Here is a 23,488-nt window from a genome sequence, read left to right on the forward strand (position 1 = left end):
TATAAAATCATGGATTTAGCTCAAATACGCCAATATGGAAATATAGAATTCTTAGCCAAACAAATGGTAGAAGGTTTTATTACAGGTCTTCATAAATCGCCATTTCATGGTTTTTCAGTTGAGTTTGCAGAACATCGTTTATATAATAATGGCGAAAGTACTAGACATATCGACTGGAAAGTATTTGCTAAAACAGATAGAATTTATACCAAACGCTATGAAGAAGAGACAAATTTACGTTGCCATTTAATTATTGATACTTCGTCTTCGATGTATTATCCTGAAAAAACGAATGGGAAAATTGTGTTCTCTACTATGGCAGCGGCGGCTTTGGCTTATATGCTTCAAAAGCAAAAAGATGCTATTAGTTTGATTACTTTTTCATCGTCAGTTGAGATTCAAACGCCGGTAAAATCGACGCCATCACACATTCATAAAATATTTCTGGATTTACAAAACTTACTTCAAAAACCAAAAGAACATAAAAAAACGGAAGTGGCATCGGTGATTCATCAAATTGCTGAAAATATTCACAAACGTTCGTTAGTCATTCTTTTCAGCGATATGTTTGATGATATTGAAAATGCTGAAAAGATTTTTTCTTCCTTACAACACCTAAAGCATAATCTTCATGAAGTATTGATTTTTCATGTTACAGACAAAAAGACAGAATCAGATTTTGATTTTGATGATCGACCTTATGAGTTTATCGACTTAGAAAGTAATGAGAGTATTAAACTGAATCCTGCACAAGTAAAAGCGGAGTATCAAAAAACCTTACATCAGTTTTATAAAGAACTCAAACTTCGTTGTGGACAATATAAAATTGATTTTATTGAAGCAGACATCGCTGAAGGCTTTGAGCAAATACTTTCAGCTTATTTGGTAAAAAGAGGGAAGATGAAGTAATTCCTTCATCTTCTCAAAGTGCTAAAGGCAAAGTAAAGAAAAACTTAGTTCCTTCATTCTCAACGGTTTCAAACCAAATACTTCCTTTGGCATTATCAACTACCCATTTTGCTAAAGCCAACCCTACACCTGAACCTTGCACTTTCGTTGAATAATCTAACATAAATATTTTCCCTTGGTTTTCTTCAGGAATTCCAATGCCATTATCTTGAATACTGAAAGTCACTGCTTCAAGCCCAACTTCTACGGCAATAATCACCTCCGCATTTCTACTTTCTGGGATGGATTGAATGGCATTCATTATCAAATTCTTAATGATATTTCCAGTTAATTGGCGGTCACCAACTACTTTAATGGCTTTTACAGGAACCATCATTCGAATATGTTGTTGAGTATCGTCTTTGAAAAGATTGACTACTTTTCTAGTTTCATAGGCAAAATCAAATACTTCACTTTTAGGAATTGGCAATCTAGCAAAATCTGAAAAAGAAGTAGCGATGTATGAAAGATTATCAATTTGCCCTGTCAAAGATTCAATTTGGTCCTTTACTTGCGACATATCCAATTCTGTACCTCTTGAAATCTTACGTAACAATAATTGCAAAGACAATTTCATTGGCGTCAACGGATTTTTAATCTCATGAGCTACTTGTTTTGCCATTTGTTGCCAAGCAGATTGCTTATTGGCATCGGTCAAAGCCACTTTAGATTCATCCAACTTTACCAGCATTTCGTTATAGGCTTTTACCAAAACACCAATTTCATCATCCGAACGCCAAGAAAGTGGTTCGCTTGGTTTACTTAAATCAATTTTCCGCAATTTATTGGTAATCATCTGTAACGGAACAACCAAAAGATTAGAAGCCAAATACGAAAACCATAATAATACTAAGAAAATAGTGGTAAAAGTATTCAATAAAGAACCAATGACAGAACTTACTTCTTTGGTAAAATAAGTTTTTGAATCGTAGAAGGGAATACAAACAATTCCCAAGAACTTACCTTCATTCGATTTTAATTCTAAGTAAGAAGTTTTAAAAGATAAGTCCCCAATGGCTTCATCTAAAATCACTTTCTTCTCTTTTTCTTCCATCAATTGCGTATAAGCAATTGGATTAATGTATGAAGAAATAAAGCCTTGTTCAAAACTCAAAGGTTTATTACTTGCTAATAAATGACCTTTCGTGTCAAAAACGCTGATGTACTTTTTAGTACTTACAGCGATGCTATTGATGGTATCAGACAAAAACTGTTTACTCATTTTCCCCTGAATATATCTATCAACAGCTGGCATCAGATTGATGCCAATACTTTCAGTTTGGTTTAAATAACTATTTTCTTGGCTTTCTGAAAATTTGGTTCCGATAATACTAAATGTAATACTTACTACCAAAATCAGCGGAAGTAAAAAAGCAATATTAAGATAGATTTGAATTTTACTAGCAATATTGATATTCATCTTCGACAATCCATATTGCGAAGCATAAAATAAAATGACAACGATGATAGTAAAAACTAATATTAAAAAGAGAAAAGAAAAATTGGCATAAATAGATGCAATACTTTGTGTTTCTGATGAAACCACAATTGCTCTGCCATTTTTACCAATAAAACCTACATGTTTGTAGCCATTTTCTTCTACACCTTCTTCAATAATCTCTTTTCCTAATAAAGTTTCGTTCGATAATTTACTTTCGTAGTTGAAGCCCTCTCCTCCTGTTTTTACAATTTTCCCATTTTCATAAATCGCAAAACTATAAGTATTAGCTTTCAGTTTATTTCCTGAAATAATGGGTGATTCTCCGTCAGTTGAGCTTTCAGTAAATTCTTTTTTCTTTTTTAAGTCTAAAATTATATAGCCAGTTACTAAGTCTTCTTTATTTAAAAGTGGAATAAAATTAAAATACTGTTTACCCGAATAAACCTCTAAATCATTCACAAAATATACATTGGCATTTTTTGTTTGGTACTTAGGCAGTTTAAATATCTTTTCAAAAGTTTCATAATTCTCTATTTCATCCGTATTATCAAGGGATTTTCCTGTGTAATCAAATACAAAAACATTAACATCATAATAAGAAAAATAGCTGTCTAATAAATTATGCTTGATATAATTCTCTACTTGTTCTTTGGGTAAAAAGTCTGATTTCAACAAGTTCATTACTATTGAATCTCTACTAATTACAAGACTTGCTTTACTTAAAAGAAATTCTGCTTTTTCATCATTTTCGTCAAAATAACTCTTGGCAAATTGTTTTTTCTGAGTAAAATCTTCTTCCACATTTTGCTGACTAACTACATAATTTCCAATACCTGCACACACTAATGCTCCACAAAAGAAATAAATGGAAGTTTGATAACGGAAAGTATATAAATAACGTGGGAAAGAGGTGAAAAACAGCACTAACACATAAACAGCGTGTATTCCGAAAACGACAATATTAAAATTGGAGAAAACAAAGCAAACTAAACTCGCAAAAACGAAAGCCAATAGCAAGGCTTGATAAACCCATTTTGTATGTTGTCGATTAAGTTTTATCACCAAAATGATAAGAAAATGACAGATTAAGAAGTATCCTAATGATATTAAAACATAAATCAGCAATGAATAAAAAACCAGTGGTTTTTCCCAAATATCAATATTCAATGCCAAACTCAATTCATTATTTGACTTTTGATAAATATCTAACAGCACGCTGTACATTAATTGGCTCACTCCAAAACTGCCAATCAGAAGTACCACTGAAATAATGCGTTTGATAGGCTTTTCTAAATTCATCAGCCACAAATACACACTCATTTTGTAGAAGTAATTTATCAAGTAAAACAAGATAAATACAAGCACTAATAAGTTAATAATTAGGTCGCCCAAAGAAGGTGAGAAAATGGATACGCTAAAATATTTGGGATTAAAAAGCTCTGATTCACTGAAAATAAATGGAATTGAACAAAACAACATGGCTACTCTTAATAACAAAAAGAAAGCCACCAAAATCATAAAAGCCAAACCGTATTGATGACTATTATTGAAGTACCAAATCCAAGTAAATAAATATATGATTGAAAAAAGTAAACACAAAAAGCCAACGATGATAACCGCATCAGGAATAATATGATGCTGGGAATTATCTGTTTCGTCTGAAAATACAGAAAATAGGAAGGTTTTGGAAGGAGTAAAAATATTATACTGAACTTTTGATGCTGGAATGATGCTGATTTCTTTCGGGTCAACCTTAAAAACACTTTCATTGAAAACCGTTTTTTGTCCATTTCCTCGATACTCTTTTGAATAAGAAAGATTAATCATCGAAAAAACTTCAAAAGTATTAGTGCCAACTGTTACCCAACGTCGATTCAAAATAAACTTCCCTGTTTCTAATTCTAAGGCTTTGGTACTGTAATTTCCTTTGATAAAAGTATAATCAGGTACAAATTGGTAATCAGACCAAAATATCAATTTTCCATTTCTAAAAACGAAATATGGATAAGCTGTTGTAGTTCTGAAAGCACTAAATCTATTACTCTTTGCATTCGTAATTGTTCCAAAAACTTTGTCTAAATCCGAATTTGATTGCTTAATTTCTTGGCTCACTTTGTTTTGAACATCAAACAGATACTTCTCTTCGAATGTTTTACTAATTCCATCGCCAATAACAACATATAAAAATGCTGCTATTCCAAAGCACAAAAAAGCCAAACTCAAAAAGATATTTCTCTTAAGGAAAAATGAGATAAGAAATTTAGTAAATGTATGATTCATAACATTTTACTTGTGGGCAATCTATTCTTTATATCTGAAACAGAAGCCTTTTCAAACAAAAAATAGCACAAACATGGTTTTTAAAGTTTTATTGGACAAAGAGGATTTACTCATTTTATCAAAAATACTCTATTTTTTTAAAATAAGTGTTTTTGATGAAACAAAAAGAAGAGTCTATTGTTCAAAAGACTCTTCTAAAAGGGAATTAAAATATTTTTGGATGAAATTACTTAAAAAATTGCCTCAGCAATCTTCTTAGTACTTTCTGATTTACTCATGGTATAGAAGTGTAAAATTGGTGCTTCAAAAGCCATCAATTCTTTACATTGCTGAATACACCATTCTATGCCAACTTGTTTAACGTCTTTATCTGTTTTGCAATTTGTTACTGCTGTTACCAAATCTTCTGGCATATCTAAATGGAAAATTCTTGGTAAAACTGTCAATTGTTTCTTAGTTGCCAAAGGTTTTAAGCCCGGAATAATTGGTACATTAATTCCTTCTTCACGACATTTCTTTACAAAATCAAAGTATTTCTGATTATCAAAAAACATTTGTGTAACGATATAATCTGCACCTAATGCTACTTTCTTTTTTAAATAATCAAAATCGGTATTGAAGTTGGGTGCTTCAAAATGTTTTTCTGGATAACCCGCTACGCCTATACAAAAATTAGTTGGCGACGCTTGTGTTTCTTCATGCAAAAGTTCTCCATTATTCATTCTTACTACTTGTTGCAATAAATCACTTGCAAAAGCATGACCACCTTTTTCAGGTGTAAATGCTGGATTTCCTTTCACCGGGTCACCACGAAGTACTAATACATTATCAATACCCAAATAGTGTAAATCAAACAAAAAATCTTCTGTTTCTTCTTTTGTGAATCCTCCGCAAATTACATGTGGCACTGCATCAACATTGAAACGATTCATCAAACTTGCACAAATACCAACTGTACCAGGACGTTTGCGAATTGGAATTCTATCAATCTGACCGTTCACTATTTTCTCTAAAAATTCTTCACGGTGATAGGTTACCTCAATAAAAGGCGGTTTAAATTCCATCAAAGGCTCAATATTACTCATCAATGCTTGAATACTTTCCCCTTTAACTGGCGGAATAATCTCTATTGAAAACAAGGTCTTACCTTTTGCTTGCTCGATGTATTGGGTAATTTTGGTCATAATTAAGATAATAAATCTCCGTCCTTTCGGTGAATTGCTTCAACAAAGTATCGTAGATAGCATTAATTTATATTTTTACAAAGGTAGGCAAAACTTACAGAGTCAAAAACTGCTTTACTAACATTTCCCACTCATCTGCCAATGAACCTACAAAAACTGACGATTTTGCACGAGTGTACCAATATCTGGCATTCCAATTATCGCCTTCCTTTCTGTGCAAATAAGCGTGTAATTGGTCATAATTTTTCGAACCTTCGTTACTTTGCGCTACTTCATGTGCTTGTTCCCAATCGTCATTAGCATCGTACCAAAGTGCTACGAGTAATTCATGAACAGAAGAAGGCGGAGCAGGTTGAGCAAGTGTTGCTTTAAATTCAGCGTAAGTCATCGAATCTAACATTTTTAAATGAGCCATAAAGTTACATACTAAGTAGGTTCAAATAAAAAGTCGTTCGGCTATTTCTTTACAAAATGGCTTATTAGTCTTTCTTAAAAAGGGAAAAAAGGACATAATGACTGAAGAGTATTTAAAAACAAGCCGTTTTGTCTGATAAAATCCACTGGTATAGGATTTGAAAGAAGGTAGATAACCTAAAAAGGAATCTGTGTAAACCTTTAATAAGTAAATGAAGATGAAAAAGAAAATAGAAATTCCGAGAAATATATTAGCTGACATTGATTTTAACAATACTTTAAATGGCGGTAGAACAGAACCTAATATTGAGGTGAATCAAACTGAAAATGCTTATGAAGTTTTTGTAAAAGTAGCTGGTTTAAGTGCAGACCATTTACAAATGGATGTTCAGGATAACCGACTTTGGTTATATGCTTTACAACCTGTTTTGAAAAAGGCGGAAGAAGACGAAGCACAAAATTTTGTTCCACAAACCATCGGACAAATTATGCTGCCCAATTTTGTTGACCTAGAAAATATTTCAGCGAAGTATTATAACCATCAATGGAAAATTGTAATGCCAATTGATGAACATAGAAAAGGGTTCAAGAAGAGAATTGATGTAGAAATCTAAGCAAACAAAATGCAATATATAAGCCCTACGATTACGCTTTCGTAGGGCTTTTCTTTTTCTCAAAATCTTAGAAAGTATATCTGAACGATAATGCTATTTCATCTGCCCAGAAACTACTATAATTGATGATATTGATTGCCGGTTTCCAGTCTAAACTGATAGCTAAAGGAATAGTTCTAGCATAAGCTTCTAAGCCTAAAATACCATCTAAACCTAATACGGTTGTTTGGTCTCTATCTAAAAAGCCTGGACGTTTATCTCCCCAAACATATACGTGACCACCACCACCAATGAACCAGTTGAAATCTCTGGAATTAAAAGCCCTACCGTGTACTTCATAAAGTCCTGTTAAGCCAAAACCGTCATAACGGAATGAACCAATCAATTCTACAGCATCTTTGTTATTCACAAAGGTTTTGAATGTAATACCATTCGTATTACCCAAACGAATACCTAAAGCTGACTTGTACTGCCCTTGAGCTTTTACCGAAGTACTTACACCCAATAAAACGAGTATAAAAGCACTGAATAAGAGTTTTTTCATGTTAATGTTGTTAATAATTTAATCAAAAAGCATTTCTAAATAATTATACCAAAGGGAATCCTGCTATTTTGTAGAAAATAATCCTCAATAAATCCACAAAAGTAAATTCTAAAAGATTTTTGGAAAAATTGAGTAAAAATCTATCCTTACAATACTCTACAAGTAAAAACTGGAAAATACTTATCTTTCAGCCATAATCGAATTCATCCTAAATCTCCTTATTATGAATATTAAAACTAAACTCTTACTAGTACTTTTTGTGCTGTTTCAAAGCATTGCTTTTGCTACTGTAAAGTACAATCAACCTCCTTCAAAAGAATTTTATTTATTGGTAGGCACTTATACTTCTGGAAAAAGTGAAGGAATTTATGTCTATAAATTCAATAGTGAAACAGGTAATTTCCAAGCAATTAGTATTGCTAAAAATCTAAAGAATCCAGCTTTTTTAGCGATTTCTCCTAATCAAAAGTATGTTTATTCTGTTGGTGAATTCAATAATGGCGGTGCTGTGTATGCTTTTGAGTTCGATAAAACAAAAGGGGAATTAACACAATTGAGTACACAATCTGCCAATGGTTCTGGTCCTTGCCATGTAGCTGTTGATAAAACAGGAAAATGGGTAATTGTGGGGAATTATGGGGCTGGAAGCCTAAGTGTTTTGCCTGTAGAAAGCAATGGAGGCGTAGCCGCAGCGATTCAAACCATCCAACACGAAGGAAAAAGTGTAGATGTGAACAGACAAGACAAACCACATGTGCATTCAATTAACATTGCTCCAAATAATTTAGATGTTTTTGTGCCTGATTTAGGAATTGATAAAATCGTTACTTATCAATTGGATGCTAAAACTGGAAAATTAAATGTGGGAAATCCAGCTTTCACCAAAGTAAAAGACGGTACAGGTCCTAGACATTTCACTTTTCATCCTAACAAAAAGTTTGCTTATGTTATTCAGGAATTAAGTGGAGAAATCACGGGCTTTAATTATAAAAAAGGTTCGCTTGAGGCTTTTCAAACGATTAGTACTTTGCCAGCAGATTATACAGGTGGAAAATCTTGTGCAGATATTCATATTTCGCCCGATGGTAAGTTTTTGTATGGTTCAAACAGAGTTCATGATAGCATTGCGATTTATTCAATCAATCAAAAAACAGGCGAACTTACTTATATTACCAATCAGTCGGTGTTAGGAAAAAAACCAAGAAATTTCATGATTGACCCTACTGGAAAATTTGTTTTGATAGCCAATCAAGACAGTGATAATATCACCATTTTTGAACGTGACGCTCTTAAAGGTACTTTGACAGCTACGGGAAAGGAAATCTCAGTACCAACTCCAGTTTGTTTAAAAATGTTGGATGTGGAGTAAGCTGATAGTTTAATACTTAAAAGTATCAAATGATATACTTCAAGTATCTCCATTTATACTAAATACCGCAATTTCCCGCAAAAAGTATCAAATGATATACTTCAAGTGTCTCCATTCATACTAAATACCGCAATTTCCCGCAAAAAAGTATCAAACGACATACTCCAAGTATCTCCGTTCATACTAAATACCGCAATTTCCCGCAAAAAAGTATCAAACGACATACTTCAAGTATCTCCATTCATACTAAATACCGCAATTTCCCGCAAAAAAGTATCAAACGACATACTCTATGATAAACAAAAAGCTCTCTTCAACACATTGGTTAAAGAGAGCTTTTTGAATGAATATTTTCAGTCTTTATGATTTTTTAAGGATGGCAAAAAATTCAATGGTAAAACCTGCCAAAACAATGATTGGTCCTAGTGTTAAACCTAAAAACCCAAATCCAAATTCTTCTTTATCTAAACTCATGATAAAAAAACCGATAAGAATAATGGCTATTCCTAGCAACATGATTAGATAATTTGTTTTTCCAAAAGGGAGTTTTTCTTTATTAGTCATTTTATATTTTTATTTTGAATTTCGTATGAAAATTAATTGGTAAAAGCTTAATACAATTCATCAAGTGATAATCTTAAATATCTTTCAACCGACTGGAAAGTACTTAATATCCCCATCAAAGTACCGATGATTAAAATGCCCAAAAGTAAATAAATCATTTTATCCATTTCTTGTAATAAAACTAATCCTTCTACTTTACGCACAGCTAATTGTTGTAATAAAATCAAAAAAGAACTTGCCACTAAACCACTCGTAAGCCCTTGCAAAGCACCTTTTATAATAAATGGTTTACGAATAAAACCGTTGGTCGCTCCCACTAATTGCATACTTCTGATTAAAAATCGCTGAGAATACAATGATAATTTGATGGTATTATTCACTAAAATGATAATAATCAAGAGTAACAACATCACAAAAACCGAAAGCACTAAATAGATTTTTGAAATATTTTTGTTGACTTCATCCACAAAATTCTCAACATAAGCTACTTCGTGAACACCCGGAATTAATTCTAAAGCTGCTTTAATTTCTTTTAATTTAGCATCGTTAAAATACTCTTGCTTAATCTTTACAGCATATAAATTATGAAGTGGATTATTATCGCCAAGTAATCTTCTATAATCCTCTCCCGACTCTTCAATGAATTGTTTTGCAGCTACTTCCTTAGAAATAAAATTGATTTGTGGAGAGTTTTCTTTGAGCAATACAAACTCTTTTTTAATCAATATTTTATAGATTGAATCTAGCTTGCTGGTTGTCAAATCATCGTCTAAATACACTTGTAGCTCCACATTTTGTTTAACCAATTCTGCGAGTTTACGGGCATTTAATGTCAACAAACCACACATTCCGATTAAGAAAAGTGCAATTGTTAAACTAATAACAACCATGACATTCGGAGTACTTCCTAATTTCTTTATTTTAGCCATAATATCTTGAGGCAAAGATTACAAACAAATTTACGATTTTTCTATCGCAATGAAAGGCAATTAACGCTTTTTAACAAAAAGCCATCTGAGGTTTTCAGATGGCTTTTACGAGAATCATGTTTAATTTCTTTTGTCTAATTCATCACGAATTTTGGCAGCCTTTTCGTATTCTTCATTTGCCAAGGCTTCTTGCAACATTTTATTCAATTGTTCGATTGGATTTTCTTTCAAAATCTCACCGAAAGTCTTTTTTGGCTTAATTTCTGGTTCAATATCATCAATTAATGGGTCTTTCGAACTTTCGTTAGTTGAAATACCTGCTTCAGATAATACATTTTCAAAAGTATAAATCGGAACATTGAAACGTAAGGCAATCGCAATGGCATCTGATGGACGAGCATCAATATAAGTATCTTTGATGCCATCAGTACAATGAATTCTTGCAAAAAAGACACCTTCTTTTATATCGGTAATTGAAATTTCACTGACTGAATAATGAAAAGTACGGGCAAAAGATTTGAATAAATCATGCGTCATCGGACGATTAGGCTCAATCTTCTCAATTTCAATAGCAATCGCCTGTGCTTCAAACATACCAATAATGATGGGCAATCTTCGAGGTCCAAACTCTTCTCCTAATATCAATGCGAACGAACCCGTTTGAGATGAACTAGGCGACAATCCTAATATTTCTAATTTTATTTTTTCCACTTTACAAATATATGCTTTTAATAATTGAGGGTTTTGCCATTAGCAGGGAACAAAGATATAAACCCCGATAAATTTAAAAAAGTTTTCTGGATATTCATTCAAAACAAAAGACCTGTGAAATTATAAAATTCACAGGTCTTAAAGATATTTTATCTAAAAAATATTACTTCGTAGCCAAAACAACCTTGGTTAATCTTGGTAAAATATCAAAAACATCTCCTACGATTCCGTAATCAGCTGCTTTGAAAAAAGGAGCTTCAGGGTCTTTATTAATCACCACAATTACTTTGGATGAATTTACGCCAGCCAAATGTTGAATTGCACCAGAAATACCAGCCGCAATGTACAAATTCGGAGAAACCTTGATACCTGTTTGACCAACGTGTTCGTGGTGAGGACGCCAATCTAAATCTGAAACAGGCTTAGAACAAGCCGTAGCAGCCCCCAAAGCATTGGCTAAATCTTCAACAATTCCCCAATTTTCTGGTCCTTTCAAACCACGACCAGCTGACACCACTAAATCTGCTTCTGGCAATGAAATGGTACTTGAAGCTTTGTGTGTAGCAACGAGTTTTACACCAAAATCTGCATCAGATAAAGCTGGTGAGAAAACTTCAACTTTCGCCAAAGCATCCGTTTCAACTGGACTCACGGCATTTTTCTTGATAGCGATAATTTTTTTATCACTTTTCATCGAAACACTTGCAAAAGCTTTCCCAGTGTAAATACTTCTTGTCACGACAAAACCATTTGAAAGATTTGGCAAAGCCGTAACATTAGAAACGATTGAAGCCTTCAATTTAGCCGCAACTCTGGCAGCAACGGCATCACCCAAAGATGATTTTGCTAAAATAACTGTATCGGCACCATCCGCATTGACTGCCTCTGTTAAAACTGAAGCATAAGCTTGAATATTTGAAACAGCTAAACGAGCATCATTGGCATGAAGTACTTTAGAAGCTCCAAAATTTCCAGCTTTAGCAAGTTCAGCTTCAGAAGCATCGCCGATGGCTAAAACTGTAACACTTGTACCTTGTATTTTAGCCAATTCTGCACCATAAAAAACGGCTTCGAGCGATGATTTTTTAATCGCTCCATTATCTAATTCGGTGAATATTAAAACAGACATATTTTTTCAGATTTTTGATGGAAGTAAGTATAAGTTTTGAATTGTGAATGCTGAGTTATGAATTTGTTATTACTCAAAATAGTTAGTATTTTAGGTAATGCTTCATCTTTCACAATTCATAATTCCTAGCTTACAAGACTTTTGCTTCAGTTTTTAAAAGTGTAATTAATTCTTCTGCATTCTCAGCCAGAATCATTTTGCAAGCACCTTTGGGAGCAGGAAGTTCGTATTTATCAGTACTTGTCAAACCTTCTCCTACTGGCTCAACTACTTTCAACGGTTTTGTTCTAGCTGTCATGATACCTCTCATATTCGGGATTTTCCATTCTGCAATGGGTTCCTGACAACCAAACACTAAAGGTAAACTAGCTTCTAAATCCTCTTTTCCTCCTTCTATTTCACGAGTAATTTTTGCAGTACTTCCTTCAATATCCAATTTCATTACAGGCGATAATGATGGAATGCCAAGTAATTCAGCCACCAATCCATGTACAACACCACTGTTGAAATCAATAGATTCACGACCCATTAGGATTAAATCGTACTTTTCTTGCGAAGCAATGTTGGCGATTTGTGTCGCTACAAAATAAGAATCCGTCGCTTCGCAATTCACACGAATGGCATCGTCAGCACCAATTGCCAAACATTTACGGATAACAGGCTCTGCATCAGCTTCACCAACGTTTAGTACTGTTACTGTTCCTCCATGTTGTTCTTTTAATTCTACTGCACGAGAAAGTGCATAATCATCATAAGGACCCGTAATGTAGGTTACGCCCGCTTTATTGAATTTTGTATCTCCGTCCGTGAACGAAATTTTCGCTGTGGTATCGGGTACGCTGGTTACACAAACTAAAATTTTCATCGTATATCGTTTATTTTTGTTAATCTTTTGAGTTTTGTTTCAAAGAACAGTACATAAATTTAACTTTTTAAGGTTTAATTTGTAGTATTCCTTATTTATTCACAATAATAACGAAAAGTTTTAATAATAGTATGCAAGCATACTATTATTTCTAAATATTTTATAAAATGTCATTTAACAGATTAGCATTATTAAAACAGTTTCTGGAAGAAGAGCCAGAAAACCCTTTTAATCATTACGCATTAGCAACAGAATTATTAAAAACTGATGCAGAAGAAGCCAGTAAGATTTATTTATATTTATTAAAAAACCATGCCGACTACTTGCCTACTTATTATCATGCAGGCGCTTTATTTTCGGAGTTTGGAGAAAATGAATTGGCTGAAAAGACCTATCAAGATGGCATTGCTTTAGCCCAAAAAGTAGGAAATGAAAAAGCTTTAAAGGAATTGAAAGGGGCTTATCAATTATTCTTGGATGAATTGGATATGTAGAAATTTTTATGTGTTTTGGTAATAGTTGTTCTTCCGTAAATTAATCTCAAACTAAACTATGAAAAAATTTAAACCTTTATTTTGGCTTTTGAAAGCCACGATTACAGTTTTTTTATTCTCTGGATTCCAGCTAAATAACAATACCAAAGCACAAGTTTACAAAGCAGATGTAATTATTTATGGCGGAACTTCGGCTGCAGTTATAGCGGCGGTACAAGTAAAAAAAATGGGGAAAAGCGTAATCGTTGTTTCACCTGACACACATTTGGGCGGTTTGTCTTCTGGTGGTTTAGGTTTTACTGATACAGGTAACAAAGAAGTAATTGGTGGACTTTCTCGTGAATTTTATCAAAGACTGTATCAATATTATCAAAATAATAGTACTTGGCAATGGCAGAAAAAAGAAGAATATGGCAATAAAGGGCAAGGTACACCTGCAATTGATGGAACAAATCGAACAATGTGGATTTTTGAACCACATGTAGCAGAACAAGTGTTTGAAGATTTTGTCAAAAAAAACAAACTACTTGTTTACCGAAATGAATGGCTTGACCGCTCTGAGAAAGGCGTAGTAAAAGTATCAGGAAGTATTCACTCTTTTCGAACTTTAAGTGGGAATGTTTATCAAGCAAAAATGTTTATTGATGCTACTTATGAAGGCGACCTCATGGCGGTGGCAGGTGTCGATTATCATGTTGGTCGTGAAGCCAATAGTGTCTATGGTGAGCAATGGAATGGGGTTCAACCAGAAGTATTTCAACATGGTCATCATTTCAAAACGAAAATTAGTCCATATAAAATAGCCAACGATTCCACAAGTGGACTTTTACCTGAAATTTCATCAGAACCAATTGCAGAATATGGTTCAGGAGATAATAAAATTCAAGCTTATTGTTTCAGAATGTGCCTGAGTAATCATCCAGAAAATAGAGTACCTTTTCCTAAACCAGAAGGTTATGACCCTGCTCGATATGAATTACTTACCCGAGTTTTTGCCTCTGGCTGGCGTGAAACATTTGATAAATTTGACAACATTCCTAATCGAAAAACAGATACCAATAATCATGGACCATTTAGTACAGACTATATTGGTAAAAACTATGATTATCCAGAAGCAAGTTATGAACGCCGTAAGCAAATCATCAAAGAACATGAATTATATCAAAAAGGACTAATGTACTTTTTACAAAATGATAAAAGTGTTCCTGCTGATGTTCGTGATAAAATGCAGGAATGGGGATTACCCAAAGATGAATTTAAAGACAATGGTAATTGGCCACATCAATTGTATATTCGTGAAGCAAGAAGAATGATTGGTGAATTTGTGATGAAAGAGGCTGATGCTTTAGGAAAAACCCAGGTTCCTAATCCAATCGGAATGGGCTCTTATGCTTTGGATGCTCATAATGCACAACGTTATATTAAAAAGGATGGCTACGTACAAAACGAAGGAGATATAGGAGTACATCCAGATAAGCCTTATTCAATTGCTTATGGCTCTATTTTACCTAAAGAAAAAGAATGCAATAATTTATTAGTTCCTGTTTGTTTATCAAGTTCGCATATTGCTTATGGTTCTATCAGGATGGAACCCGTTTTTATGATTTTAGGGCAATCGGCAGCTACGGCAGCAGTACTTTCTATTAACAACAAAGTATCGCCTCAGCAACTACCTTATAGTAAGCTGAAAGCTGTATTGTTAAGAGATAAACAAAGATTAGAACTATAAAAAACTGGGTATCCTTTCATCATAATTCCTGTAAGGATACCCGATTATCTTAAATTAAGCACTTTTTATCAAAGTACTGATAATTTTTGTCATCAAAGGTTCAGACTTAGCGGCGGCGGCAATAATTTTTTCTAAACTTGCTTTTTCTAAAGTTTCTGGAATGCCCATATCTGTAATGATTGACATCCCGAAACACTTTATTCCCATTTGATGTGCTACAATAATTTCAGGCACGGTTGACATTCCAACGGCATCAGCTCCTAATATTCGAAGTAATTTATATTCTGCACGAGTTTCTAATTGAGGTCCAGATACCATAACATAAGTACCTTTTTGTACAGGAATATTCAGGGATTGAGCGATACTTTCGGCTTTAGTAATCAAAGTTAAATCGTAAGGGTCACACATATCAGGAAAACGGTCGCCAAAAGAAGGAGTATGTTTGCCAGTCAAAGGATTTTCAGGCATAAACAAACTGATATGGTCTTGAATAATCATTAAATCGCCTACTTTAAAAGCTGGATTCATGCCACCCGAAGCATTTGAAACGATTAATTCTTTCACGCCCAATTGCTGCATTACTCTAACAGGAAAAGTAACTTCTTTCATAGAATAGCCTTCATAAAAATGAAAGCGACCTTGCATACAAATTACATTCTTCCCTCCGATCTGACCAAAAATCAATTTCCCTTGATGAAACTCAACCGTTGACACAGGGAAATTTGGAATATCAGCATAATTAATACTTTTGAAAACATCTATTTCTTTTACCAATGCACCTAGTCCTGTACCAAGAATGATTCCAAAATCAGGTTTAAAATTGGGTACTTGTTGTTGAATAAAATCAGAAGTTACTGTTATTTGTTGAGAATACATGATAATTTGAAAATGTGGTGATTTGAAGATTTGAAAATTAATATTTTTTGATGAAGAAAGCTCACTGATAACATGACTCAATTCATTTTGTCAGTTGTTTCAAAAAACATGAAAATAATTAAAATAAATTACATATTTTTCCCTGCTACAAAACCCGTTGTCCAAGCTGCTTGAAAGTTAAAACCGCCTGTTACTGCATCAATGTCTAAAATCTCGCCAGCAAAAAACAGATTTTTGATGTATTTACTTTCCATTGTTTGTGGATTTACTTCAGTCAAATCAATGCCTCCACAAGTAACAAACTCCTCTTTAAAAGTGGTTTTACCTTTTACTTTTTGTGGAGAGTTCAGCAAATTTTCAATCAATTTATTGGTTGATTTATTCGAAATATCAATCCAACGCATTGTTTCATCAATTTCAGCAAGTTCACAAAACTTCTTCCAAAGTCTTGTAGGTAAAGTAAATTGAGGATTCGATTGAATAAGTTTCTTCGGACTTACTTTCTTTTGTAAAGTAAAATTTTCTCTGACTTGATTTTCTGAAAATTCAGGAATCCAATTAATTAATGCCGTAAAATCATAATTTGTATCCGCTAATTCCCTCGCTCCCCAAGCTGAAAGTTTTAAAATTGCTGGTCCAGAAAAACCCCAATGTGTTACCAATAAAGCACCTTCTTGCATAATTTTCTTTCCTGCAATTCTAACCGAAGCACGTTGAACACTTACTCCTGATAATTCAGTAAAAAGTGAATCAGGCACATTAAAAGTAAACAATGAAGGAACAGGCTCAACGATTTGATGCCCTAAATCTGCCAACCATTGATAAGCAGATTTTTGAGGGTTTCCACCTGTTGTAATCAGTAAAGCGTCGCAATCTAACTTTTCTTCACTCAAAAGTTGTACTCCTGTTACTTTATTTTTATTTGTTAAAACAGATTTAACACCAGCAGAAGTAATGATTTTTACGCCTAATTCTTTCGCCTTTTTCTCTAAACACTGGGCAATCGTTTCAGAACTATCCGTATCGGGAAACATCCTTCCATCAGCTTCTGTCTTTAAAGTAACTCCTTGTTTTTCAAACCATTCAACAGTATTTCTTGCATTAAATTGATTGAATAAGTTTCTCAGAAAACTCCCTCCTCTTGGATAAAACTTAGATAGCTGTTTATTATCAAAACAAGCATGTGTAACATTACAACGCCCACCACCAGAGATACGAACTTTGTTCAAAACCGTTCTATTCTTTTCTAAAAGTATTATTTTCGCATCTGGATTACTTTCAGCAGCAGATATTACTCCGAAATATCCCGCAGCTCCGGCACCAATAATAATTATATTTTTTTGAGACATTGATTAGTTTATCGAAGCCGTATTTGTTTACTTGCTCGAAAAGTAAAATTACGAAAAATGTTCTCTGAATTTTAATTTGAGTATTTTCTAACATCAATTATCATTTAAAGCGGTGTGTTTTACGCAACAAAATTATGGGTAAAATAAAATTTCTAGTTTTTCTACTATTCCTTGGTATTGTTCTATACTATTGGGGCAAACCTTCGCCGATGAAATCTTTGCAAAATGACTTTGCAAAAATTGGTAGCCAGAAAAAAAGTAAAGAAAAGGAAGCGCCAAATCAAGAAGAAGAAACAACGAATGAAGAGGAAACTGACAGCTTTACCGATGATGTTTCTAAGAAAATTAAAGAAAAAGTAGAAAGCTCTGTTTTAGAAACAATCCAAGAAAAGGTTTTCGGGAATTCTAATAAGCATGAAGAAAATACCGATGGCGGAACTTTGGATGATTATATTCCATACTTCAAAAACAATACTGAAATTGTTCGTCATAAAGCTTTTATCCTAAATTATCGTGAAGAATATGAACAAGCGTCATGGGTTTTGCATCGTTTGGAAAAAGAAGCGGTGGATGGTCACGAGGCTCGTTCAAACGAATTCATTGAAGACCCTTTGGTTGAAACAGGTTCATCTCATACACGAGATTACTCACGCTCTGGTTATGACCGTGGGCATTTATGTCCAGCGGCAGATTTCAAACACGACAAGGAATTACAAGACGAAACCTTTTATATGTCGAACATGTCCCCACAGAACCCTGATTTTAATAGAGGAATTTGGAGTAATTTAGAAGATAAAATTCGTCATTGGGTTATTAGTAGAAAACATTTGATTATTGTGACTGGTCCTGTTCTGAAAAAAGGCTTAAAAACTATCGGAAAAAGTAATTTAGTAGCAGTTCCTAATTCGTTTTATAAAATAGTTTATGACCCTGAAACAGAAGAAGCCATCGCATTTTTAATTCCTAACGAAGGTTCAACAAAATCGATTAAATCTTTCGCTGTTAGTATCAACGCTATTGAAAAACTTACTTCAATTGATTTTTTTGCAAAATTACCTGATGATTTAGAGCAAAAAATAGAAAGTAATGTTAAAATTGAGGATTGGTTTTGAGCAACTTACTTGATAAAAAAGATATTGTATTCCCTTTTAGGGATAATGTTGTAACTTTATTTTCGAGTATATTATCTTTTCATTCAACAGAGAAGCCTTGTTTATGATAAAATATTGTATTAAACAATGTTTGTTAATTGATAAAGCATCCCTATTTTCACATATTAATTAAACCCTATTTACTTCATCAGACAAAGTTTGGCTTAATTTTCAAGAAATTATGACTTTAGCATTTACCATTTGTTCCATAAATTATCTTGCTCAAGCACAGACTTTGGGGCAGTCTCTCCAAAAAACTAACCCCGATATTGAATATGTAATTGGCTTAGTTGACAGGCTTGACCAAGTTACTTTGGATACAGATAAAATCCCTCCCTTTCAACTATTAGAAATTGACAAAATAGGTATTGATTGTTTGGATGAAATGTGTGAAAATTATGACATCACGGAACTCAATACGGCTGTAAAACCTTTCTATTTTGATTACTTCTTTAAAAATAGAAAAGACATTCAAAATGTTATTTATTTCGACCCAGACATCATTGTTTATCAAAAACTGAGTAGATTAACTGAAAGTCTGGCAGAAAAAAGTATCGTGATTACACCACATATTTCTTCTCCGATTCTCGATGATTTTGACACTAAGGAAATAGCACATTTGAATACTGGAATTTACAATCTAGGATTTATCGGAGTTGGAAGAAGTAATGAAAGCTTACAAATGATTGATTGGTGGAAAGAGCGCCTTAAAAATGATTGTAGGATTGATTTATGCAATGGTTTATTTGTAGATCAACACTGGATAAATTTTGTGCCTATTTTCTATAAAGATTCAGTACTGATTGAAAAACATCCAGGTTATAATGTTGCCTATTGGAATCTTCATGAGAGGCAAATCACCAAAGAAGGCGATACTTTTTTAAGTAATCATGAACCCATTATCTTTTTTCATTACAGTGGCTATCAACTTAGTAAACCTAACAGTGTTTCTAAATATCAAGATCGCTCAACTTTTGAAAACAGACCAGATATTATTGAATTATTTAAAGATTATGCACAAAAATTAAAAGATAATTTTAATGATTATTATATTCAAATTCCTTGTTTCTATATTAAACCACCTAAAGTAAAAAGATATAAAAGAGTTCGAAAAGCTTTACAGCTACCATTTAGAAAAGTACTGGCGTTAATTGATTAACAAACAGTACTGTTTTTCGTCTAACCTGTGTTTCATACAAGAAGGTATTTAAAGATTATGCTAAAAAGAGAGTATTGCGGAAATAGACCAACAAAACTTAGACTAAGAGTATTAGACCTCCTTGTTGACTTTTTTGTTTTTATTTTCCGAAAACATAAAAATAAAGCGTTCATATTACCAGAGAGAATTTTACTTTTCAACTTTGGTCATCTTGGTGATATGCTGATGATGAGCTACATGATAGATATCTTCAAAAAAAAATATCCCAATGTTGAAATTCATATTGTAGCGGGAAGTTGGTGTAAAAATTTAATCGTTAATAATCCTTTATACGACAAAGTCTTTTTCATTAATCACTACAGAACAAACAGGAGTGCTTTATCACTTTATGCTAAATTCAAATTGTATATTAATGATATAAACGACTTTTTAACAACGCATAAATCGTTACACTATACTCATTCTTTTGATTTTAGGTATTCTGGTTATAATGCCAATATGCTTTTCCCTTTTTTAAATGCTGACCAAAAAATAGGTTTTGGGACTAGAGGAATGGGAAGTTTGTTGGATATTGAATATTATATGCTTCCAACGCCATTTCATTCTGTTGACCAGCAGATACAAAGTTTAAGAAGTTTAGGAATCGAGCAGACAAGTAAAAATATAGAGCCAGTTCTTTCAATGGCTGTTGAAGTAAACAAAAACTTCAATATTAGCGGAGAGTATTTTATGTTATTTCCAGAAGCTGGAACGAGGAACAGAATGTTTTCAAATAATTTTTGGATTTTCTTGATTAACTATCTTTTGCTAAAAAGACCTGAGGCTAAAGTGATGATTTGCGGGCTTACAGAATATTCAACCAAATTAAAGATTGAGCTTGAAAAAAAACATCCAGAAAAAATTATTGATGCCGTTGGAAAAGTTTCTATTCCTCAAATGGTTCCTATTTTACAAAAAGCAGCTGGTGCGCTAACGCTAGATTCGTTTCCTGCTCATATTGCTTCTACCCTTACTTCTACGCTTTGTCTTTTTAAAGAAGGGACTGGTTTAGAGTATTTTCCAATTAATGCCAAACCTACCTACATTATTCATGATCATAAATATTCAAAAAATATTACTTCGTTCAGAAAACAAATGAAGATTCAATACATTCCTTCTTTAGACGAGCTAAGTTTACCCAAAGTAGCAACTTTAGCGATGACCGAATTGTTTGATTTGAAGTAAAAACACATGTTTTTGAATATAAATTTTCATTTATTTATCTATAATCCTGTCATGAATAAAACTAATTTGTTGAAACTACTAAATTCGGCATCCTTTTTGTAATCATTATTTCGATAATGAATATATGTTTTAAACGTATTATTTTCGGCGTTGAACATTATTGAAAACATCAAAAATATTTTGTTTTATTTAGTTATAGCTTTTTTCGAATGGATACCAAAATCATGACAAATACTTCTGAATTAAATGAGTCTGATAAAACTTATCGAACTTTGGAGAACTCCATTTTGAAAATACAAAGGTTCACTAATAAGCTCGCTAAGAAATCAAATCCAAGTCATGAACTTCAAGCATTCTGGGAATTAGGAGACCTTTCTTTAATAAATTGGATTAGTGATACTCATTGTTATATTAGTAGAAAAGGACAGAAATTGCAGTTTTTGGCTAGACCGTCAAAATTAGAAATTATCAGTTTTCATCTTGAAGAAGGTGATAAGCTTTTAATTTGTGGAGATTCTTTACGTAAGAAAATATCAGATAATGAGATTGACGAAATTCTTCAAAACAGTTCTGGACCAAAAGATTCTTGCTTGAATTTATTAAAAATAGCCAATATTGATACTCCATACAATGTTTACAACGTACACAATGTTGTTGTTTTAGAAGTAATTGATCAACAAAAAATTATCACTCCGATTATTTCTGACGAAAACAATCCTTTCATTACTAAATCAAATGATAAATACTTGTTCATTCCAATTGTTTTATTGGGTATTGGGTTATTAGTTTATTCTTACGGAAGGAAAAACACTTTTGATATTTCAGGCTTTTTCAATCGCCAAACAAATCAAACTGCCGTTGCTAGTGATAGTGTTAGCGTTATTAAAAAAGATTCACTTACTCCTTTTCAGTCTAATCAAGCTACCGACAATTCGTTTGAAAGTAATAATCCAACGGAAGAAAATATCGAAAGCAATAATTCATTTGATGAGCCAAATGCCAAACCAATTACCAGCAAAGTAGAAACAGCAAATGCTGATTTACCAAGCTCAGAACCAGCCAAAACATCACAAAAATCGGAGAAGAAAACCAATAATTTCAATGTTCAGAAAGAAGAACAAAACTATAACGCACTTGTAGAACAAAAAGACAAATGGATTAGCATTAGAAGAGATTTACAAGATAAATACAATAATGGAGATTCTTCCGTAAGTGAGCAATTAGAAAATAGCAAAAAAGTAATTCAAAGAATTGAACAAAAACTACAAGAAAGCGCAAGAAAAATGAATAAAAACTAAGCTTTCATTACTTCTTTGTTGATTGATTGTAATTTCTTTTTTGATGTTTTTTCTTCAGATTTTACTTCATTTGATAATTTCTTTAAATGCTTTTCATTATTTTTTTTCAGTAAATGTGCTGTAAACATATATAAGCCAAACAAAGCACATAATAAGTAAAGTGAAGTAGTATTTTCGGCTTTTCTGCTGATGAAAACAAATAATAAGGTAGCAATAACCGTAAAACTCCAAAGTACTAGCGAAGCTTGAAAATGAGAGAGACCACTATCAATCAAAAGATGATGTAAGTGATTTCTATCAGCAACAAAAGGGGATTTCTTGTTTTTCAGACGAATAATAAATACTCTTAATGTATCAAAAATCGGTACAACCAATACTATAATGGCTAATATTGGTGCAGCAAAAGTACTGTTTGGATCGAATCTGTATTGGATATTTAACTGAATAAATCTAACCGCAAAAAGTGCTAAAATAAAGCCAACAATTAAAGACCCAGTATCGCCCATAAATATTTTAGAGGTTTTGGAAAAGTTAAATCTCAAAAAACCAAGTAAGGCTCCAGACATTGATGCAGCCAAACAAGCCAAAGCATAATGTTCGTTCAAATAAAACCAAATACCGAACAATCCTCCCGCTATCATTCCTATTCCTCCCATCAGGCCATCAATACCATCAATTAGGTTTACAGCATTAATCAAAGCAATAAAAACGAAAACAGTAAGTGGCAAGCTAATAATATAAGGAACTGAGTAAATACCAAAAATACCAAAAAGGTTTTCAATCCGTAAGTCACCAAGTACAACAACGAGCAACGAAGCTGCAATTTGGATATACATTTTCTTCTTGGGTGCAAGGATAAGTATATCGTCTTTCACACCCAAAAAAAACAAAATTACAATCGCTGATATTGAAAGATGGATAAGCTGCCCTTCATCAGGGTTTTCCCATAAAAAATAACTAATTAAAGTAGAAGCAAAGACTGCTACACCACCTAAAGTAGGCGTTGCAACTTCATGAGAACTTCTCTCTACTGGTGTTGCAACCAAATTCTTGAGTCTGGAAATATTAATGATAACAGGAATTGCAGTAATTGATGTAGCACAAGCAACCACTGCCGAAACAATGATATGGAAAAGGTTGTTGTTATAAAATGTCCAAAAGAAGTTAGTCATCGTTGTATATTATCAATTCAAAATTTAGCTAAAATATCAGGAAG

The 23,488-nt window shown here is 33.0% G+C and carries 21 protein-coding genes; 9 read left to right on the plus strand and 12 right to left on the minus strand.

From position 1 onward, the window contains the following. Positions 1–9 precede the first annotated feature (9 nt). The gene (locus tag ABID42_RS19285) at positions 10–909 is read left to right on the plus strand and encodes a DUF58 domain-containing protein (RefSeq protein WP_367285052.1); all 900 of its coding nucleotides are present in this window, start codon (positions 10–12) and stop codon (positions 907–909) included. Between the two features lie 13 nt (positions 910–922). Here the strand turns inward: ABID42_RS19285 and ABID42_RS19290 are convergent, their stop codons facing one another. From ABID42_RS19290 to ABID42_RS19300, 3 genes are all read right to left on the minus strand, one after another. Beyond that, the gene (locus ABID42_RS19290) at positions 923–4,669 is read right to left on the minus strand and encodes an ATP-binding protein (protein WP_367285053.1); all 3,747 of its coding nucleotides are present in this window, start codon (positions 4,667–4,669) and stop codon (positions 923–925) included. Positions 4,670–4,899: 230 nt separating this feature from the next. Continuing rightward, positions 4,900–5,853, minus strand: a complete 954-nt coding sequence (locus ABID42_RS19295; protein ID WP_367285054.1) for a methylenetetrahydrofolate reductase — start codon at positions 5,851–5,853, stop codon at positions 4,900–4,902. 94 nt (positions 5,854–5,947) lie between these two features. Next, positions 5,948–6,268, minus strand: a complete 321-nt coding sequence (locus tag ABID42_RS19300) for a hypothetical protein (protein WP_435521487.1) — start codon at positions 6,266–6,268, stop codon at positions 5,948–5,950. A 217-nt stretch (positions 6,269–6,485) separates the two neighbouring features. Between ABID42_RS19300 and ABID42_RS19305 the strand changes: the two genes are divergently transcribed. Next, positions 6,486–6,881: an Hsp20/alpha crystallin family protein gene (locus tag ABID42_RS19305; RefSeq protein ID WP_323689144.1), complete on the plus strand. Its 396-nt coding sequence runs from the start codon at positions 6,486–6,488 to the stop codon at positions 6,879–6,881. A 67-nt stretch (positions 6,882–6,948) separates the two neighbouring features. Here ABID42_RS19305 and ABID42_RS19310 read toward each other — a convergent pair whose 3' ends face one another. Then, on the minus strand, positions 6,949–7,425 hold the full coding sequence (locus tag ABID42_RS19310; protein ID WP_323689143.1) for a hypothetical protein: 477 nt from the start codon (positions 7,423–7,425) through the stop codon (positions 6,949–6,951). A gap of 223 nt (positions 7,426–7,648) precedes the next feature. Between ABID42_RS19310 and ABID42_RS19315 the strand changes: the two genes are divergently transcribed. Then, a complete protein-coding gene (locus ABID42_RS19315; protein ID WP_367285055.1) occupies positions 7,649–8,794 on the plus strand; it encodes a lactonase family protein in 1,146 nt (381 codons plus the stop codon). A gap of 360 nt (positions 8,795–9,154) precedes the next feature. On the opposite strand, the gene ABID42_RS19320 is transcribed toward ABID42_RS19315, so the two are convergent. The 5 genes from ABID42_RS19320 to ABID42_RS19340 form a co-directional block, all read right to left on the minus strand. Beyond that, the gene (locus ABID42_RS19320) at positions 9,155–9,358 is read right to left on the minus strand and encodes a DUF3098 domain-containing protein (protein ID WP_367285056.1); all 204 of its coding nucleotides are present in this window, start codon (positions 9,356–9,358) and stop codon (positions 9,155–9,157) included. 47 nt (positions 9,359–9,405) lie between these two features. After that, positions 9,406–10,287: a cell division protein FtsX gene (locus tag ABID42_RS19325; protein WP_323689140.1), complete on the minus strand. Its 882-nt coding sequence runs from the start codon at positions 10,285–10,287 to the stop codon at positions 9,406–9,408. 120 nt (positions 10,288–10,407) lie between these two features. Next, positions 10,408–10,998, minus strand: a complete 591-nt coding sequence (locus ABID42_RS19330) for a bifunctional nuclease domain-containing protein (protein ID WP_184135498.1) — start codon at positions 10,996–10,998, stop codon at positions 10,408–10,410. A gap of 163 nt (positions 10,999–11,161) precedes the next feature. Then, positions 11,162–12,127 carry an electron transfer flavoprotein subunit alpha/FixB family protein gene (locus tag ABID42_RS19335; protein ID WP_367285057.1) on the minus strand — a complete coding sequence of 322 codons (966 nt, stop codon included), beginning with the start codon at positions 12,125–12,127 and terminating at the stop codon, positions 11,162–11,164. A gap of 130 nt (positions 12,128–12,257) precedes the next feature. Further along, complete coding sequence (locus ABID42_RS19340; RefSeq protein WP_367285058.1) at positions 12,258–12,992, minus strand: electron transfer flavoprotein subunit beta/FixA family protein; 735 nt, start codon at positions 12,990–12,992, stop codon at positions 12,258–12,260. Positions 12,993–13,159: 167 nt separating this feature from the next. Between ABID42_RS19340 and ABID42_RS19345 the strand changes: the two genes are divergently transcribed. Together ABID42_RS19345 and ABID42_RS19350 are read left to right on the plus strand one after the other, a co-directional pair. Then, entirely contained in the window at positions 13,160–13,486 is a 327-nt protein-coding gene (locus ABID42_RS19345; RefSeq protein WP_323689137.1) for a tetratricopeptide repeat protein, read from the plus strand. A 58-nt stretch (positions 13,487–13,544) separates the two neighbouring features. Continuing rightward, the gene (locus ABID42_RS19350) at positions 13,545–15,215 is read left to right on the plus strand and encodes an FAD-dependent oxidoreductase (protein ID WP_367285059.1); all 1,671 of its coding nucleotides are present in this window, start codon (positions 13,545–13,547) and stop codon (positions 15,213–15,215) included. Positions 15,216–15,269: 54 nt separating this feature from the next. Here ABID42_RS19350 and ABID42_RS19355 read toward each other — a convergent pair whose 3' ends face one another. Beyond that, positions 15,270–16,091, minus strand: coding sequence for a purine-nucleoside phosphorylase (locus ABID42_RS19355; RefSeq protein ID WP_367285060.1), 822 nt, complete (start codon positions 16,089–16,091; stop codon positions 15,270–15,272). A 128-nt stretch (positions 16,092–16,219) separates the two neighbouring features. After that, entirely contained in the window at positions 16,220–17,440 is a 1,221-nt protein-coding gene (locus ABID42_RS19360; protein ID WP_367285061.1) for a BaiN/RdsA family NAD(P)/FAD-dependent oxidoreductase, read from the minus strand. A gap of 134 nt (positions 17,441–17,574) precedes the next feature. On the opposite strand from ABID42_RS19360, the gene ABID42_RS19365 reads away from it, so the two are divergent. The 4 genes from ABID42_RS19365 (at position 17,575) to ABID42_RS19380 (ending at position 22,272) form a co-directional block, all read left to right on the plus strand. Continuing rightward, a complete protein-coding gene (locus ABID42_RS19365) occupies positions 17,575–18,552 on the plus strand; it encodes a DNA/RNA non-specific endonuclease (RefSeq protein WP_367285062.1) in 978 nt (325 codons plus the stop codon). A 220-nt stretch (positions 18,553–18,772) separates the two neighbouring features. Beyond that, positions 18,773–19,750: a glycosyl transferase gene (locus ABID42_RS19370; protein WP_367285063.1), complete on the plus strand. Its 978-nt coding sequence runs from the start codon at positions 18,773–18,775 to the stop codon at positions 19,748–19,750. A gap of 57 nt (positions 19,751–19,807) precedes the next feature. Next, positions 19,808–20,974 (plus strand): glycosyltransferase family 9 protein, encoded by a 1,167-nt coding sequence (locus ABID42_RS19375; protein ID WP_367285064.1) that lies wholly within the window; start codon positions 19,808–19,810, stop codon positions 20,972–20,974. A 224-nt stretch (positions 20,975–21,198) separates the two neighbouring features. Beyond that, positions 21,199–22,272 carry a hypothetical protein gene (locus ABID42_RS19380; RefSeq protein ID WP_367285065.1) on the plus strand — a complete coding sequence of 358 codons (1,074 nt, stop codon included), beginning with the start codon at positions 21,199–21,201 and terminating at the stop codon, positions 22,270–22,272. On the opposite strand, the gene ABID42_RS19385 is transcribed toward ABID42_RS19380, so the two are convergent. Further along, positions 22,269–23,444, minus strand: coding sequence for a glycosyltransferase family 4 protein (locus ABID42_RS19385; protein WP_367285066.1), 1,176 nt, complete (start codon positions 23,442–23,444; stop codon positions 22,269–22,271). The genes ABID42_RS19380 and ABID42_RS19385 overlap by 4 nt on opposite strands. Between the last annotated feature and the right edge of the window lie 44 nt (positions 23,445–23,488).

This window comes from Arcicella rosea (assembly GCF_040543805.1).
Classification (GTDB): Bacteria; Bacteroidota; Bacteroidia; order Cytophagales; family Spirosomataceae; genus Arcicella; species Arcicella rosea.